The sequence below is a fragment of the Paraburkholderia sp. RAU6.4a genome, assembly GCF_050435625.1.
Classification (GTDB): domain Bacteria; phylum Pseudomonadota; class Gammaproteobacteria; order Burkholderiales; family Burkholderiaceae; genus Paraburkholderia; species Paraburkholderia tuberum.
On record NZ_JBNDKQ010000003.1, the window covers coordinates 2,171,526 to 2,188,142 of the forward strand.

Below are 16,617 nucleotides of genomic sequence, written 5' to 3' on the forward strand. Positions count from 1 at the left end.
GGACATGAAAAGCCGGAGCTTCCTGACACGTCAGGAGATTTTCAACCACGCTGTAGAGCATTTATTCGGCCAGGCGCGAGCCTCCCTGCTGCCTCGCGGCGGCGGCGCCTATCGAGGCTACTGCGGTAGCTGTCCGGTCGGCAGCTTCATTAAGCCGCGCGACTATATGACGGCAATGGAAGGCGTGCCCATCCGCTACGTCGCAAAACCGCCAAAGGACGTGCCGGCTTATATGGATATCGGTGTCGCGGCGCTCAAGCGCGCGCTGCTTCGCTCGCGCATCGATGTGTCCGATCCGGTGACTGTCGAATTGCTTAGTTGTCTGCAGAACGTCCACGATGTATTTGGCACATGGGAATGGAGTGAGCGGCTGGCATCAATTGCGCGACAATTTGCCCTGTCGGCCACGTTTCTGAAAGCCGCTGCTTGAGGGTCGCAGGTGTCGCGATGCAGTGCGCAAGAAAGATCTACGAGCGCGTCAGCGCTCATCTGCTTAACCAAGGGGCCGTCTCGGAGGACGAGAACGGCTCATGCCGGCTGCGCGGCGACAACGACCGCGAGTGCGCAGTCGGATCGCTCGTTAGCGACGAGTTCTATCACCCGGACATCGAAGGGATCGGCATTTCGTACTATCGGCACGCCCGGGACGGCAAGCTACTGCAGGCGCTGTATGCATCCAACGTCAATGCCTACGATCCGGGCATTGTCGATCTGCTGTGCGAACTCGAGGAGATTCACGACGGCGCCAGCGTCGATCAGTGGCCAGATCTTCTCGCCGCTCTCGGTAAGCGGTACGGGTTCGTCTGATGCGAGGGTTCGCGAGTCGTAGCGGCCAGTGGCATGCTGATTGATCAGCCACAGGATAGTGAAGCGTGCGTCGCGACCAGATTCCGTCGTTTGCGAGGAAAACCGACGTCCGTTTTCGCCGCGACCGTCGTCGCGCACTTCCAGGAGGCAGTCGCGGCCGCTTCGCTCCAGTGTATTGGTCACGGTATATGTTGATACCTCGACGGACGCGCCAAACGTTTGGCGCGTCACCGATATCTCGGTAAAACGATAGCTGCTGCGGTGCAGGCGCGAGCGAATGAGATGGCGAAAAAAAGAATCGCTTTATCGCGGCCACCGGAACAACACGCATGGGTACTCGCCGGCTTTCTGCACGCTGCTGAACGACGGTATCGGACCCTGCACCTGAGCGGATTGGTCTTATCCCTGTCGCCGCGTGCGCTATACCGCCGTATAGGCTTTGGACGGGCAGGTAGACGCGCGATAACCGACGGTACGATATCTTCCTGGGTCGCTAGCGTCTATCGTGGGAAATGTGGACAGCGCCTTTGCACAGGGGCGATCGACGGAGTCTGATTCATCCGGCGGCGTCCGAAACGTGATCGTCCAGTGGCATTCGCGCGGCTCGGATGCACGGTAGCGTACGGGTCAGACCTCGATACGCATACTGATAATTGAGAGCCCGTCACCCTCCTGGAGAAGTAATCCATGTTTGACGAACGAGCACGAGTGAAGGCATTGCAGTTTGCGCAAGCACATCCTTGCCGTCGGGACGTCAAACGGCGAAATACCGGATTCGCTGTCACCGCTGCGACGCATGTCGTCTCCTGGCGAACGCTCATCCAGACAGTATCTGACTTCCTGTTGAACATCGGTGACGCTGCGTTCACCTCGGCGGTGTCGACAAGACCGGTGTTGTTGGCCCAGGCATTGCCGCGCTACTCGGCGCTCACCATGCCGCTAAAGTTTTCTCTTTCCTGTGTGCGATGAGTCTTTTTTGCGTTGCCCTATCGACCCCAATGGCGTTTTAGCGTCCACGCGCCTTGGGTTCGCGATAGTCATCGACTGCGAAACCGGGGTATTTCCTCGGCCCGTTTCTGCGCCGAGTCGGTGCACTCCGATTAGCCGTCAGAAATTACCCGCATTGGGCGCCGGAAATCAACATGCGGCTATACACCGGCTTCAGGAGATCGTGGTCTCACCAACGGCTGCTAAGGAAGTGACATGTCAAACATTTTGCGGAACTGGCTCTATGTAGGCACCGATGCCTACCGCGAATATAGCTTCTCGCCTCGTTCGACCGGAAAGCATACCGACGAACCCCGTCCGAACCAGCTCTGCCTTTGATAAGCAGAGCGGCCGCTATTGGCTATTGCGTGTGTTATGCAAGCACTCATCCTTGGCAGGAGTGAATATGGAGATCGGCAGACCAGGTTTCCGGGTCGAATACGATTCGCTGGGCAAGCGGGAAATACCCAAGGAAGCGCGATATGGCATTCACACGCCTGGCGCCGTCGAGAACTGTCCCATATCGGGGACGCCGGTAGGCGCATACCCAAACCTGCGGAATGCGCTGGCGGCAGTCAAGCAGGCTGTCGCAGAAGTGAATGCCGAGTTGCATCGACTCGAACCCCCACTTGGTGACGCAATCGTCGCCTCTTGCGTGGCGGCGCAGAAAGGACGCTTGTGTGACCAGTGCTTCGTCGATGTGACTCAGGGCCGCGCTGACACTGAGAACGACATGAACGCCAACGAGGTGATATGCAACCGCGCTCTTGAACTTCTGGGTCGTCCGCGCGGCGACTATGTTCATCTGGATCCAGGTGCGCGCATGTGTCCCGGAGGCGGCAATGTCTATTCGACCGCACTTCGGATCTCGATCTGCGTTGCGATTGAACACCTATGTGGCGGGTGCGATGCGTTGCGGTCCGCCTTCGTCAGAAAGGCGGAGGAATTCCGCGATTTGCTGCAACTCGACCGAACCACCCAGTTATACGATGCAGTTCACACCACGCTGGGTTTCAAGTTTTTGACGCATGCGCTTATGCTGGACGAACAGATGGTCAGGTTGCGAGCGTCATCCGCGCAGCTTCGTGAAATCTATCTTCGCGCGACGATTGACGCGGGCGCTACGGCCCATTCCGGATATGAAGTCGAAGCGGTTGAAATTGAAGCGGTTGATGCAGTAAACACAATGACCGCGCTCGGTTTGCCTATGGCGTCAACTCCGATTGAAAGAACCCAAGAGTGTGCCGCGTATTTGCGGATTTCCGGCATTTTGACCGACATCGCCGCCGAGCTTTCGAACGCGTGCAGTGACCTCCATCTGATATCCATCCGGGCACTATTCGACGTGCCCGAAATCGATTTCGCGTGGATGCGGACCGACTCCTTTGTCACGCCTGGCAGACCGAATGCGGTGATTTCCGATGTCGTCCGTCAGATGGCACTCCGGATTTTGGCGAGCGACGTCGCGGTCACATTCGCGGCTGAATCGGTTCAGGTGCATCCATGTAAGACGCTGGCCGAGCATTGCATCAGGGAGATCGCGGCCAATTCTGAACAGATCCGGGAGATGCCCGAGTGTCGTCGCGCGATGGCGACTGCGGCAAATCCCTATATTGGCGGCAAGAGTGCTCGCATACCCGGCGCGCATTCCAGATACAGCATGCTAAGAGAGGCGGTGCTGCACCGGCAGCTGATACCCGAGGAGGAACTCGACCGGGCCCTGCGCGCTGGCGCAGGCGATTTATCGGTAGTTTTGTCGATGCCGGGGTAGAGAGCAAAAGACCCGTGAGGCAAGTGTGCATGTAAGCGCGCGAATCAGACGCTGAGTGCGCGCGTCCCATCGGGAGGGCACATGTCGCCGGGATGCCATGGCAATACGTAGGAGTCCAGCGTATTGATAGAGATTGTATGCGCACCCATGCTGACGGCGAACCGTGCTTCATTGCATGGCGGGTCTACAGCATCGGGAAATTTTTTACCTGGATCAATCCTCTGCCTTGTGAACATCGTGAAACATTCCGTTCCTGTCGCGCCTAAAATTGCACGTATCTTTTTATCTTCGTTCATACGATCGCCCAAGCGGACGCACGTGATGGTCGCGGCTTGCAGCGCAATCCTGCTGTCGGCATGCCAGCCGCGCGAAGCCGCCGCTCCTGAGCCGAAGCCCGTGGTCGCCCTGGCCGTCCACGCTGACGGACGCACGGCAAGTGCGTCGCTGCCGGCTCAGGTGCAGGCGCGCTACTCCACGGCGCTTTCGTTCCGGGTGGGCGGCAAGATCATCGAACGGCGCGTTCGCCTCGGCGACGCCGTCAAGGCGGGGCAGGTTGTTGCGCTGCTCGACCCGACCGACCTGCGCAATAACCTGGCCAACGCACGAGCCCAGCTCGATGCCGCCGAACATCGACTTGTCTACGCGAAGCAGCAGCTCGACCGCGATCAGGCGCAGGCGCAGGCGAACCTGATCGCGCCGGCGCAACTTGAACAGACGCAGGACGCCTACGCCTCCGCGCTCGCCCAGCGTGATTCGGCGCTCGCCCAGATGGCGCTCGCCTCGGACAATCTGCGCTATGCGACGCTGACAGCGGACCACGACGGCGTGATTGCCTCGGAGGACGCCGACACGGGCCAGAACGTTCAGGGAACCCAATCGATCTATCACCTCGACTGGACGGGCGACGTAGACATCGTCTGCGACGCGCCCGAGCGCACGCTGAGCTCGCTGACAGTCGGCAGCATGGCGCGCGTAACGCTGCCGGCGCTACCCGGCAAGACCTTCGAGGCGCGCGTGCGCGAGGTATCGGCTGCTGCCGATCGAGAAAGCCGCACCTGGCGCGTCAAGCTGACGCTGGCCGCCCCGAGCCGCGACGTGCGCCTCGGCATGACGGCGAATGTGGGGTTCGATGCCGTCGGCGACGCGCCCGTGGGGCAGATTTTTACGCTGCCTGTGACGGCGCTCTTTCACCAGGGTGAGCACCCCGCTGTCTGGGTGGTGCGCGCCGGCAGCGACACACTCGAACTGCGCCCGGTCACTATCCAGCGATATGACGAGCGCACCGTCTCGATCGGATCGGGCCTCCGCGACGGAGACCGCGTCATGCTCCAAGGCGCACACGCCGTGAGCGCAGGCCAGCATGTGCAGGTGGTGCCCCCGCTTCATCCCGAGGACTTCCCGTCATGAGGGCCCGCGACAGTGAATCCGCAGGCAACAGCGCGCCCGTCCCGCGTTCCGACGCCGAAACGCCGGGTGAAGGTGGCTTTAACCTGTCTGCATGGTCGTTGCGCCATCAGCAGCTCGTGATCTTTCTGATCGGGCTCGCCACGCTTTTCGGCGTGATCGGTTATACGCAACTCGCGCAGTCGGAAGATCCGCCGTTCACCTTCCGCACGATGGTGATCAAGACCTACTGGCCTGGTGCGACTGCGCGCGAGGTGCAGGAACAGATCACGGACCGGATCGGCCGCCAGCTGCAAGCGGCGCCGTATATCGACTACATCAAGAGCTACTCGCGCCCCGGCGAGTCGATGATCTTCTTCGCCATGAAGGACTCCGCGCCCGTCAAGGAAGTGCCGGAAACCTGGTATCAGGTGCGCAAGAAGGTCGGCGACATTGCCGCGACGCTGCCGAAGGGAACCGTTGGTCCGTTCTTCAATGACGAATTCGGCGACGTCTACACCAACATCTATGCGCTTGAAGGCGACGGCTTTTCGCCGGCGCAACTGCACGACTACGCTGACAAGCTGCGCACAGTCCTGCTGCGCATACCCGGTGTGGCGAAGGTCGACTATTTTGGCGACCCGGACCAGCACATCTTCGTCGAGATATCGAATGCGCAGTTGACGCGGCTCGCAATCACGCCGCAGCAACTCGCTCAGGCCATCGACGCGCAGAACACCGTCGCGCCCGTCGGCACCATCACGACCGCCGACGACCGCGTGTTCGTGCGTCCGAGCGGCGCGTTCAAGGACGTGCAGGCACTCGCGGACATGCTGATCACCATCAACAAGCGCACCTTCCGGCTGGGCGACATCGCGAAGATCACAAGCGGTTATGACGATCCGCCGGTGACCCAGATGCGGGTCGGCGGCCAGGCGGTGCTCGGCATCGGCGTGACGATGCAAAAGGGCGGCGACGTGATCGACCTCGGCAAGGCGCTCGACGCAAAAGCCGCCGAACTGCAGGCCACGCTGCCGGCGGGTCTGAAACTCGCGCCGGTGTCGAGCATGCCGCACGCGGTGAAGCACTCGGTGGATGAATTCGTGAAATCGGTTGGCGAAGCGGTGGCGATCGTGCTGGTCGTGAGCCTCGTCTCGCTCGGCTTGCGCACCGGTATGGTCGTCGTGATCACGATTCCGATCGTGCTGGCGGTGACGGCGCTTTGCATGCACATGTTCAATATCGGGTTGGACAAGGTTTCGCTCGGTACGCTCGTGCTCGCGCTGGGCCTGCTCGTCGACGACGCGATCATCGCCGTCGAAATGATGGCGGTGAAGCTGGAGCAAGGCTGGAGCCGGGCGCGCTCGGCAGCGTTCGCGTATACCAGCACGGCGTTTCCGATGCTCACAGGCACGCTCGTCACCGTATGCGGCTTCCTGCCGATTGCGCTCGCCAAATCGAGCACGGGCGAATACACGCGTTCGATCTTCGAAGTGTCGGCCATCGCGCTGATCGTTTCGTGGTTCGCGGCTGTCGTGCTGGTGCCGTTGCTGGGTTATCACCTGCTGCCGGAACGCAAGCCTGAACCCGGCGGTGCGCACCATGATCCGCATGAAATCGGCAACACCGGCTTCTACCGGCACCTGTCGGGATGGGTTGCGTGGTGCGTCGAGCGTCGCTGGGTCGTGCTCGGCGTCACCGTCGTGCTTTTCGCGATTTCCATGCTGGCCTTCACGCGCGTGCCGCAGCAGTTCTTCCCGAACTCGGAACGGCCGGAACTGCTGGTCGATCTGCGATTGCCGGAAGGCGCCTCGTTCGAAGCGACGCTGCGTGAAGCGAAGCGCCTGGAAAAGGTGCTCGACGGCAAAGCCGGGATCGACCACTTCGTCGACTTCGTCGGCACCGGCGCGCCGCGTTTTTACCTGACGCTCGACCAGCAGCTTCAACAGCCCAACTTCGCGCAGTTCGTGATTACCGCTAAGAGCGTGGAAAACCGCGAGGAACTGATGCGTTGGCTCGACGGCATGCTCGAGAAGGACTTCTCCGGCATGCGCACGCGTGTCGCGCGGCTCGAGAATGGTCCGCCGGTCGGCTTCCCGATCAAGTTCCGCGTGAGCGGCGACGATATCGCCACCGTCCGATCGATTGCGCAGACGGTGTCGGACAAGGTCCGCGCCGATCCCCGCACGCGCAACGTCCAGTTCGACTGGGACGAGCCGGCGGAGCGCTCGATCTCGTTCGAGATCGATCAGAACAGGGCGCGCCAGCTTGGTGTCACCTCGGAGGACGTGTCGAACTTCCTCGCGATGACGCTATCGGGCTACACGGTGACGCAGTACCGCGAGCGCGACAAGCTGATCAACGTCGATCTGCGTGCGCCAAAGAGCGAACGTGTCAATCCGGCGCAGCTGACCAGTCTCGCGATTCCGACGCCCAACGGCCCGGTGCCGCTCGGTTCGCTCGGACACGTGCGCAATACGCTCGAGTACGGCGTCATCTGGCAACGTGACCGCCAGCCGACTATCACGGTGCAGGCGGACGTGCGCGGCGACGCGCAGGGCATCGACGTGACCCACGACATCGAACGTGCGCTCGCGGCGGAAACCGCCAGGCTGCCGGTCGGCTATCGCATTCAGGTGGGCGGCGCGGTCGAAGAAAGCGTGAAGGGCCAGACGTCGATCAATGCCGAAATGCCGTTGATGATCATCGCCGTGCTGCTGTTGCTGATGATCCAGCTCAAGAACTTCGCGCGGACCTTCATCGTCGTGCTGACGGCGCCGCTCGGCCTGATTGGCGTCGTGGCCGCGCTGCTGCTGTTCGGCAAGCCCTTCGGCTTCGTCGCGCTGCTGGGCGTGATTGCCATGTTCGGCATCATCATGCGCAACTCCGTGATTCTGGTCGACCAGATCGATCAGGATATCGCGGCAGGGCAACCGCGCTTCGACGCGATTATCGGCGCAACGATAAGGCGTTTCAGGCCGATCATGCTGACGGCCGCTGCCGCCGTGCTCGCCCTCATTCCGCTGCTGCGCTCGGGCTTCTTCGGTCCGATGGCGACCGCACTGATGGGCGGCATCACGATTGCGACGGTACTGACCGTGTTCTTCCTGCCCGCGCTGTACGCGGCGTGCTTCAGGGTCCGGCGCGACGAGCGCGGGATGCAACCGGTCGTGGACGAGCATACGGAGGTTTGATGATGAGCTTCGCCTACAAGACATCCGTGATGGCCGTGGCTGTGGCCGTCGCACTGACGGCCTGCACGTTCGGCCCGAACGGCGCACCTCCGGCGATGCCTTCGCCTGCGCACTACGGCGCAGAGGCGCAGCCTGCCAGGACCGTCACCGCGGGCGGCGTGGCGCAGCAGTTCGATATCGGCGCAGTGGGCGTTCCGCAATGGTGGCAGCTTTACCGGTCGGACGCGCTGAGTGCACTGGTCGAGGAAGGCTTGCGCAACAGCCCCACGCTCGGGGCTGCGCAGCGGACGCTCGCAGCCGCGCAGCAGGAGCTGCGCGCCCAGGTCGGCGCATCGACGCTGCCTTCAATCGATGCTGCCGCACAGGTCGATCGCGGGCGTACACCGCTTGTGCCCGGCATTGGCCCCAGCGAGGTTCGCTATAACTTTTTTGCCGGACAGTTTCTCGCGTCCTACACCTTTGACCTGTTCGGTGCGACGCGTTCGGCGAATGCGGCCAGCGCCGCTCGCGTAGACGTGCAGGCGTATCAACTGGAGGCGGCGCGGCGCGCGCTGGCGGCAAACATCGTCGGTACGACGATCAGCGTGGCGGCACTCGATCGCCAGATCGCGCTCACCGAACGGCTCGTCGCCGTGGCCAGGACGGCCGCGGACGAGGACCAGCACCGCTACGCACTCGGCTCGGTCTCGCGTGCGCAGGCGCTTGCGTCGACGCAGGATGCGGCTTCGGCTGCGGCGAGTCTTCCTGCGTTACGCCAGCAGCGCGCCACAGCCATCCATGCGCTCGCGGTGCTGATGGGCCGCACGCCGGACAACGCCCCGGCCGTTCCCGACCTCGACAGCCTGACGTTGCCCGAACACGTGCCTGTCGAGGTGCCGTCGGTCCTGCTGCGTTCGCGCCCCGACGTTCAGGCAGCCGACGCCGCCCTGAAGGCCGCAGCCGCCGATGTCGGCGCTGCGACCGCGCAGCTCTTTCCGAGCCTGTCGCTGACGGCCTCTATGGGCCGCGGCGGTTTTAGCTGGCCGGCGGTGCTCTCAGGCGCGGGCGGACTCTGGGCCATTGGTGCGAGCCTGACGCAACCGATTTTCCATGGCGGCGCGCTGCTCGCGCACCGCAAGGCGTCGATCGACGCTTACGATGCGGCCGTGCTGAACTACAAGTCCACCGTTCTGTCGGCGTTCCAGAATGTCGCGGATTCGCTTGCCGCACTGGATAACGACGCACAGACACTCGCGTCGACGGAAGCGGCTGCGGAGGCCGCGAGGGCGGCATTCGATGATACGGCGTCGCGCCATCGCATGGGCTCCCTGCCTTCTACGGCACAGTATGCCAGTGAGCAGCGGTTTCTAAGTGCACAGCTCAGTTCGATTCGCGCAGCAAGCCAGCGTATGAGCGATACTGCGGCGCTGTTCCAGTCGATGGGCGAACTGCCGGCCGGTCAGTCGGTAGCCGCGTCAAGAGAATGATCGTCCCTCGATGAGTTCGGGATGAGCGGCCCTTGACCGGGTCGCCATCCATCGAGAGTAGCTGTGGTGCCAGGCGCTAGTTAGGCACCCACAACATAAATGAGCCGGCATTTCAGCCGCGTCGAATGACACCAGAAAATTCATCCTGGTCGGTCCGTATGGAGCGTCAGAAACTGATTGCCTGCCACGAATGCGATCTGCTATTTCGCAAACCTACGCGTCTCAAAGGGCAGGTTGCCAGCTGTTCGCGCTGCGGTGCGAGCCTGAAAGGGATGCATGGCACCGGGCTGCCGCTTGACTGGATCTGCGCTGTGACCCTTGCGGAGTTGATTACTTTTTGTATAGCGCAGGGTTTCCCTGTCATAGAACTCAAAGCTAAGGGTATGGCGTCCGAGGCCATGCTGTTCGGCGTGGTGCGGTCGCTTTGGACACCGAAAGTACCAACGGGGCCTATGCTGGATTCGAGGGGACTCCGCGGCGCCTATGGGCCAAGGAACTCGGCATTGAGTTCGTTCATATCGACCCGCACTGCAACCCCACCGCGCAGTTGCTGGGCGGCCGCTGGATTCCGGTCCGACCGCAAACCGATGCTGCTCTCGCCACCGCCATCATGTATGTGTGGGCCGTGGAGGGCCTGTACGACGAGGATTACATCGCCACCCGCACGACCGGGTTCGACGAGTGGAGGGCCTATCTTCCGGGCGAATCCGACGGCGTTCCCAAGACTCCCGAGTGGCAAGAGGGCGAAACCGGCGGGCCCGCCAAGGAGGTCCGTGCGCTTGCGCGCCTATGGGGAAACAAGAAGGCCCATCTCGCGGTCGGGATGACCGGCGCGGGATTCGGCGGCGCGGGCCGCGGTGCGACCGGAGCGCAATGGGCGCGCTGCATGTCAGGGATGGCACATAACCTCAGACGCCCGTGCGAGGCCAATCACGGCGGCGCACGCATGCGAACACCGGCCATTCGTCAGACATGGTCGGAGCCGAGCCGCTGCAGCTGACTCCTACCCCCAACTGCATCGTTCGCTCATAACACGCACACGCGGACGGCGGAAATCTGCGAGACTACAGGCTGGCTCGTGTTTTGCATGTCGACCCCCGCGGTTCGGGCAAGTTCACCATGGCAATCCGTCTTCTAAAAGTACTCGTCATACTGCTGGTGTCAGGCGCAGGCTTCTGCCCAGTCGCGGCGCACGCGTACGCGCTTGATGGGCAATTCGACTGCAGGGCGAGTCCACACGCGTTTATCGGGCAACTCATCAACAACCAGTACATCAACCCGAATCCGATGCACGTTGAGGCGAATTCGGTCAACGCGTTTCGGCCAACGCAAGGCAGCGACATAACGGCCTTCGGCTTTCGTGTCTACGCCGTGCTTGGGTACGAGCAGGACGACGGGACGTTCAAGAAGGGCCGCGGCAATGCGCTCGCGGGCCCGCTGTACGGCGCTGTGCTGTCCGCTCCCAGCGACGCGGTCGAATCGCGCGTGCGCGATGCTGGCAGCAACGCTACCGTGCGCATGGTGATTCCGTTGTTGCTGACCGCGGTGGTCTGCAGCCCGTCTTGACGCGCGGCGTCCGTACCCTCACGGTGGAAGGCTTCCTGCCTGCCACGCCTCTTCGGCGCCGAAGTCAGGCTGGAGCCTGGAGCCTGCCAATGACCGCTTCTCCAGAGAGCCGAATGGGTACTTCCGACCCATTGAACCCGGCACCCCATCTGCGGCAGCTACTGAACCCCTGAGCTGCCATTCGCCGATTTGCTTATCCATGTTTGTCAAGCGGTGTTGATCGGTTTAACGGAAGACTTCTGGCGGTCTATTTGGCAGACGAATCGTTGGTGGACCACGCCCGCGCCATCGCGATGATCGAGGCGGACAACGGGCACAAGCATGAGCCGGCTCGCCAACGCATCCGCGTTGGGGCGTCCCCGCCTGCTCAACGATCGGAACAGGGACGACTATAATTTTTAGTTCAGGGGATCCGCACCTTTGGCAATGAGGCGAAGCTTGGCTCACCTGCACCTGGACTTGCAAAGTCGCTCACCGATTCTGCGCTACGGCTTATCCGTCGTCTGCGTTGGGGCTGCACTTGGGCTGGCGCTCGTGTTCCGGTTTTTCGGGATCCACGACATCTACGGGTCCCCTTTTAACTTCGCCATCGGGGTTGCTTGCTGGTACGGAGGGGGAGGACCTTCCGTGCTGGCAGTCGTGCTATCGGTGGCATCCTACGATTATTTTCTTTCTGAGCCGCTGTACACCATCGGTCTTCAAAGCAAAGATTTTCCGCGTTTTTTAGTTTTCACGGCATGGGCCTTGATCTTTGCCGGTTTCGTTGCTGCTCGACGGCGAATCGAAACTGAGCTTCGTCACACCAGCGATCGCCTTCAGGCCGAATTGCAACAGAGTCAGCATAAAGAAAGCGAGATTCACAGGCTCAATCAGGAAGTGACCGCGCGGGCTGAGCAGCTTGAAACGAGTAACAAGGAACTGCAATCCTTCGCCTATTCCGTCTCGCACGATCTACGCGCGCCACTTCGCCATGTGATCGGATACTCCGAGCTACTACAAAAACAGGCGGCTTCTTCGCTCGATGATAAAAGTCGTCGCTACATACAAACGATTGTCGACGCGGCAAAAAGAATGAGTAACCTGATCGACGATTTGCTGGCCTTTTCCAGGGTCGGACAGGTGGAGACCACAAAGACGCCGGTGAGCCTCGACCAGCTCGTCAAGGAGGTCGTTGCGGAGATCGGGCAAGAAACGAGCGGGCGAGACATTGTATGGAAAATCAACGCTCTTCCGGTCTGCTACGGGGATCGTCCCATGCTCCGACTGGTTATCGCCAACCTCGTCGCCAATGCGGTCAAATTCACACGCATGCGAACGCGGGCCGAAATCGAGATTGGTTGCGTGGATCCGAATAAAGACGTGGTGGAGGTGTTTGTAAAAGATAATGGTGCAGGCTTTGACATGCGGTATGCGCATAAACTGTTCGGCGTTTTTCAACGTCTGCATCTCCCGGAGCAGTTTGAAGGTACTGGCATCGGACTAGCTATCGTTCAACGCATCATCGTTCGCCACGGAGGCAAGGTCCGTGCAGAGGGGGGGGTGGATCAGGGCGCTACTTTCTATTTCTCAGTGCCTAAAGCACACGGTGCAACGGCAAAGACTGCGAGGACACCATGGACCAACTAGGACGCATTCTGCTCGTCGAGGATGACCCGAGAGACGTCGAACTCACTCTGGCCGCGCTGTCAGACTGTAACTTGGCAAACGAGGTAGTGGTTGCCAGAGACGGACAGCAAGCCTTGGATTACCTCTATTGCAGGGAGGAATTTGTCGATCGCTACAACGAAAACCCTTCAGTAATGTTACTGGATCTGAAACTCCCCAAGGTCGATGGCTTGGAAGTCCTGGACATAGTGAAGTCGGACGAACGTTTGAAGCTCATTCCCGTGGTGGTGCTCACATCGTCGCACGAAGAGAAAGATATGATGCGAAGCTATAAACTCGGCGTAAACGCGTACGTAGTAAAGCCGGTCGACTTTCATGAATTTATAAATGCCATCAAGGAGCTAGGCGTATTCTGGGCACTGATCAATGAGCCGCCGCCAGGCAGCATGAGGAAGGGGCAATAATGTCGGGGCTTCGCATTGTGTTGCTGGAAGATAACGCGAATGACGCCGAACTCATTCAAGAGCTCCTTCAAGCCGATCATCTCTGCTGCGAAATCGTTCGCGTGCAATCGCGTGCGGACTTCGAGGCTGCGTTGAAAACCGTTGGAATCGACCTGATTCTCGCGGATTACAAACTTCCGGCGTTCGACGGCCTCTCGGCATTGGAGGTCACTCTGCGCGAACGTCCCGAGGTGCCCTTTATCCTGGTTTCCGGCACGCTTGGCGAAGAACTGGCGGTAGAGGCGCTAAAGAGTGGCGCTACCGATTTTGTTCTGAAGACGCGACTGTCGAGGCTCGTGCCCGCAGTGCGGCGCGCGCTGCGCGAAGCAGGTGAGCGAGCCGAACGCAAGAACGTCGAGCAGGCGCTACACCGGAGCGAGATGTATCTGGCGGAAGCCCAACGACTGAGCCACACAGGGAGTTTTGGCTGGAACCTGTCGAGCGGCGAGATCTATTGGTCAGATGAGACCTATCGAATATTCGAGCTCGACGCTGCCGTCAAGCCCACCGTGCAGGCCATCATCGACCGGACGCATCCGGACGATCGTGTCCGTCTGCAGCAAATCATTGACCGCGCCGCAAGCGAAAGGAAGGCATTTACGGTCGAGCATCGTCTGCTGATGGCTGATGCTTCTATCAAGTATGTTCGAGCTGTGGCGCATGGCGTGAGCGGCTCTGATCCGGATCGCTTCCGTTTCGTGGGCGCGGTAATGGATATCACTGAGCGCAAACGCACCGAACAAACACTGCTCGAACGCGAGTCGAAGATCCGGCGCCTCGTGGATGCCAACATCATCGGCATCATCGTCTGGAATTTCGATGGTGAGATTCTCGAGGCCAATGACGCATTTCTGCGCATCGTGGGATACGAGCGTGAAGATATAGGCTCAGGTCGCGTAGGCTGGAGGGATCTGACGCCGCAGGAATGGCTCCCGCGCAGCGAACGGGCCCTGGTGGAGGCCGGGCAGACGGGGCGCGCTCAGCCTTACGAGAAGGAGTACATCAGGAGGGACGGTAGCCGTGTGCCCGTTATGGTCGGTTTGGCCACGTTTGACGCGAGCGGGACGGAAGGTGTTGCATTCGTGCTTGATCTGACCGAGCGCAAGCGTGCCGAAACCGAAGCCCACGAGAGCGAGCGGCGTTACCGGGAGGTGCAAAGGGAGCTGGCGCACGCGAACCGTGTCGCAACCATGGGCCAACTCACGGCCTCGATCGCTCATGAAGTCAACCAGCCGATCGCCGCGACGGTCACCAACGCCCAGGCGGCGCTGCGATGGCTCGCCGGCCAGCCTCCTGAAGTCGGGAAGGCCCGGCAGGCGCTCGGCCGGATCGTCAACGACGGTAACAGAGCGGGGGACGTAATCGGCCGCATCCATGAACTGATCAGGAAGACGCCGCCACGGAAGGAACCGGTGGACATCAACAAGGCAATCCGCGAGGTGATTGAGCTCACCCGTGGCGAAGCGGGGAAGCACGGCGCCTCGGTGCAGACGCATCTCGCGGACCGATTACCGCTAATTGAAGGAGATCGGGTCCAGTTGCAACAAGTCCTCCTTAACTTGCTCATCAACGCGATGGAGGTTATGAGCGGTGTCAGCGATGGCGTGCGGGAATTGCTCATCAGCACGGCAAGAGCCGACTCGGGCTGTGTACTCGTGACGGTGCTCGATTCGGGGCCTGGCTTTGCCGCGGACAGTGCCGAGCGCCTTTTCGCTCCTTTCTACACCACCAAGCCGACCGGTTTGGGGATGGGGCTGCCGATCTGCCGTTCGATCGTCGAGGCACACGGCGGCCGATTGTGGGCAAGCGCGAACGTGCCGCGCGGCGCGATCTTTCAATTCACGGTGCCCGCCCATCAAGACGCTTCATCGTAACTGCGAGCAGCACGAGAACTTCCTCGCGCTGCTGTCCGTCCGTTGGCCAAGGCAGAGATGCTATGTGGGACTACCCAAGCCAGACCCGTGTAGGGCAACGCTAATTAAGTCCTCCGAACCGGTACGTCAAGCGTCAGAGATCGGATCGAACGAGGAAGGCGAAACAGGATGAAGCAGGCGAAGTCGGCCAGATTGAACCAGTGCTGCACGAAGTGGATCCGCAGCATGCGCTCAAGACCAATAGGCGGGCGGCCATTGCCGCGCTTCGGATAATTCGGCTCGATCACCGCGCACAGTTGCGCCCATGGCACCTCGGCGTCGCCGGGTGCAAGTCCCTGGGAAAATGAGTCCGATCGAGTGCATGTTCGCGCGCCGCATACTGAGGTGCGCGAACATGCACATTGGCTTCGACGCTAGTAGCGCGCCACTTCGATTATCGCCTCCGCAAACGCCTGCGGTGCTTCTTGCGGCAAATTGTGACCGATCCCGCCTCCGATCGTACGTTGCGTGTATCTGCCGACGAATTTCTTCGCATACGACGCGGGATCCGGATGAGGGGCGCCGTTCGCGTCGCCTTCCAGCGCGATCGTCGGCACATTGATGACAGGCGCTGCCGCGAGACGCTTCTCCAGCGCCTCGTATTGGGGCTCCCCATTCGACAGACCTAGACGCCAACGGTAATTGTCGATCACGACGGCAACGTGGTCCGGGTTGTCGAACGCGCTCGCCGAGCGCTCGAAAGTCGCATTGTCGAAGCTCCATTTCGGCGACGCGAGTTGCCAGATCAGTTTCGCAAAGTCATTCCGGTTCGCTTCATAGCCCTTCCTGCCGCGCTCGGTGGCGAAGTAGAACTGATACCACCACGCGAGCTCCGCCTTCGGCGCCAACGGCTGGGTGCCGACGCCCTGGCTGCCGATCAGATACCCGCTCACCGACACCAGCGCCGTGCACCGTTGCGGCCACAGCGCCGCGACGATATTTGCCGTGCGCGCTCCCCAGTCGAAGCCGCCGAGAATCGCGTGCTGGATCTTTAACGCGTCCATCAGCGCGATGACGTCGACAGCGAGCACGGACTGCTGAGCGTTGCGGATCGTCGCGGACGAAAGAAAACGCGTCGTGCCATAACCGCGCAAGTGTGGAACGATCACCCGATAGCCCGCCGATGCGATCCGCAGCGAAGCGTCGGCGAAGCTGTGGATGTCGTATGGCCAGCCATGAAGCAGTATCACCACGGGACCGTGGGCGGGTCCGACTTCGGCATAGCCGATGTTCAGAACGCCGGCGTCGATCTGCTTGATCGTCGCGAACGATGCTGGTCGCGGCGCGTCGCTACCGTTTGTATTTCCTGCAACAGACTGCGCATTCGCCCAGCCGTTCAAACCGAGACTGAGCGCGCCGACGCCGATGGCGGCGCTCCCGAGAAGGCGTCGACGACGCCTGTTGATTTCATCCGACATTGCG

Annotated in this window: 12 protein-coding genes and 3 pseudogenes; 13 read left to right on the forward strand and 2 right to left on the reverse strand. The window is 61.1% G+C overall.

Annotation, left to right across the window (positions count from 1 at the left end; genetic code table 11):
* The first annotated feature begins 4 nt into the window (after nt 1-4).
* From OKW40_RS34610 to OKW40_RS34670, 13 genes and pseudogenes are all read left to right on the forward strand, one after another.
* Nucleotides 5-430, forward strand: a complete 426-nt coding sequence (locus OKW40_RS34610; RefSeq protein ID WP_429493565.1) for a hypothetical protein — start codon at nt 5-7, stop codon at nt 428-430.
* Nucleotides 431-447: 17 nt separating this feature from the next.
* Nucleotides 448-807 (forward strand): hypothetical protein, encoded by a 360-nt coding sequence (locus OKW40_RS34615; RefSeq protein WP_429446951.1) that lies wholly within the window; start codon nt 448-450, stop codon nt 805-807.
* A 687-nt stretch (nt 808-1,494) separates the two neighbouring features.
* On the forward strand, nt 1,495-1,776 hold the full coding sequence (locus OKW40_RS34620; protein WP_429493567.1) for a hypothetical protein: 282 nt from the start codon (nt 1,495-1,497) through the stop codon (nt 1,774-1,776).
* Between the two features lie 424 nt (nt 1,777-2,200).
* Nucleotides 2,201-3,565: a lyase family protein gene (locus OKW40_RS34625; RefSeq protein WP_429493568.1), complete on the forward strand. Its 1,365-nt coding sequence runs from the start codon at nt 2,201-2,203 to the stop codon at nt 3,563-3,565.
* Between the two features lie 321 nt (nt 3,566-3,886).
* Nucleotides 3,887-4,972, forward strand: a complete 1,086-nt coding sequence (locus tag OKW40_RS34630; protein WP_429493988.1) for an efflux RND transporter periplasmic adaptor subunit — start codon at nt 3,887-3,889, stop codon at nt 4,970-4,972.
* Nucleotides 4,969-8,142: an efflux RND transporter permease subunit gene (locus tag OKW40_RS34635; RefSeq protein WP_429493569.1), complete on the forward strand. Its 3,174-nt coding sequence runs from the start codon at nt 4,969-4,971 to the stop codon at nt 8,140-8,142. Before OKW40_RS34630 ends, OKW40_RS34635 begins: the two co-directional genes overlap by 4 nt.
* A gap of 2 nt (nt 8,143-8,144) precedes the next feature.
* On the forward strand, nt 8,145-9,608 hold the full coding sequence (locus tag OKW40_RS34640; RefSeq protein ID WP_429493989.1) for an efflux transporter outer membrane subunit: 1,464 nt from the start codon (nt 8,145-8,147) through the stop codon (nt 9,606-9,608).
* Between the two features lie 272 nt (nt 9,609-9,880).
* Nucleotides 9,881-9,982 (forward strand): annotated as a pseudogene (locus OKW40_RS34645) (paraquat-inducible protein A); the annotation flags it as partial.
* A gap of 53 nt (nt 9,983-10,035) precedes the next feature.
* A pseudogene (locus OKW40_RS34650) lies at nt 10,036-10,497 on the forward strand (molybdopterin-dependent oxidoreductase); the annotation flags it as partial.
* Between the two features lie 230 nt (nt 10,498-10,727).
* On the forward strand, nt 10,728-11,174 hold the full coding sequence (locus tag OKW40_RS34655) for a hypothetical protein (RefSeq protein WP_429493571.1): 447 nt from the start codon (nt 10,728-10,730) through the stop codon (nt 11,172-11,174).
* A gap of 438 nt (nt 11,175-11,612) precedes the next feature.
* Nucleotides 11,613-12,800: an ATP-binding protein gene (locus OKW40_RS34660; protein WP_429493572.1), complete on the forward strand. Its 1,188-nt coding sequence runs from the start codon at nt 11,613-11,615 to the stop codon at nt 12,798-12,800.
* Entirely contained in the window at nt 12,788-13,243 is a 456-nt protein-coding gene (locus OKW40_RS34665) for a response regulator (protein WP_429493573.1), read from the forward strand. Before OKW40_RS34660 ends, OKW40_RS34665 begins: the two co-directional genes overlap by 13 nt.
* Nucleotides 13,243-15,156 (forward strand): ATP-binding protein, encoded by a 1,914-nt coding sequence (locus OKW40_RS34670; RefSeq protein ID WP_429493574.1) that lies wholly within the window; start codon nt 13,243-13,245, stop codon nt 15,154-15,156. The genes OKW40_RS34665 and OKW40_RS34670 overlap by 1 nt, the downstream gene beginning before the upstream one ends.
* Before the next feature lie 173 nt (nt 15,157-15,329).
* Here the strand turns inward: OKW40_RS34670 and OKW40_RS34675 are convergent.
* Nucleotides 15,330-15,467, reverse strand: a pseudogene (locus OKW40_RS34675) (transposase); the annotation flags it as partial.
* Nucleotides 15,468-15,569: 102 nt separating this feature from the next.
* Nucleotides 15,570-16,613, reverse strand: a complete 1,044-nt coding sequence (locus OKW40_RS34680; RefSeq protein WP_429493575.1) for an alpha/beta fold hydrolase — start codon at nt 16,611-16,613, stop codon at nt 15,570-15,572.
* Between the last annotated feature and the right edge of the window lie 4 nt (nt 16,614-16,617).

Bases quoted from the DNA above. Each gene is read 5' to 3' on its own strand.
- OKW40_RS34640 (WP_429493989.1), top strand. From the start codon at position 8,145: ATGAGCTTCGCCTACAAGACATCCGTGATGGCCGTGGCTGTGGCCGTC.
- OKW40_RS34655 (WP_429493571.1), top strand. From the start codon at position 10,728: ATGGCAATCCGTCTTCTAAAAGTACTCGTCATACTGCTGGTGTCAGGC.
- OKW40_RS34635 (WP_429493569.1), top strand. From the start codon at position 4,969: ATGAGGGCCCGCGACAGTGAATCCGCAGGCAACAGCGCGCCCGTCCCG.
- OKW40_RS34630 (WP_429493988.1), top strand. From the start codon at position 3,887: ATGGTCGCGGCTTGCAGCGCAATCCTGCTGTCGGCATGCCAGCCGCGC.
- OKW40_RS34625 (WP_429493568.1), top strand. From the start codon at position 2,201: ATGGAGATCGGCAGACCAGGTTTCCGGGTCGAATACGATTCGCTGGGC.
- OKW40_RS34665 (WP_429493573.1), top strand. From the start codon at position 12,788: ATGGACCAACTAGGACGCATTCTGCTCGTCGAGGATGACCCGAGAGAC.
- OKW40_RS34680 (WP_429493575.1), bottom strand. From the start codon at position 16,613: ATGTCGGATGAAATCAACAGGCGTCGTCGACGCCTTCTCGGGAGCGCC.
- OKW40_RS34615 (WP_429446951.1), top strand. From the start codon at position 448: ATGCAGTGCGCAAGAAAGATCTACGAGCGCGTCAGCGCTCATCTGCTT.
- OKW40_RS34620 (WP_429493567.1), top strand. From the start codon at position 1,495: ATGTTTGACGAACGAGCACGAGTGAAGGCATTGCAGTTTGCGCAAGCA.
- OKW40_RS34670 (WP_429493574.1), top strand. From the start codon at position 13,243: ATGTCGGGGCTTCGCATTGTGTTGCTGGAAGATAACGCGAATGACGCC.
- OKW40_RS34610 (WP_429493565.1), top strand. From the start codon at position 5: ATGAAAAGCCGGAGCTTCCTGACACGTCAGGAGATTTTCAACCACGCT.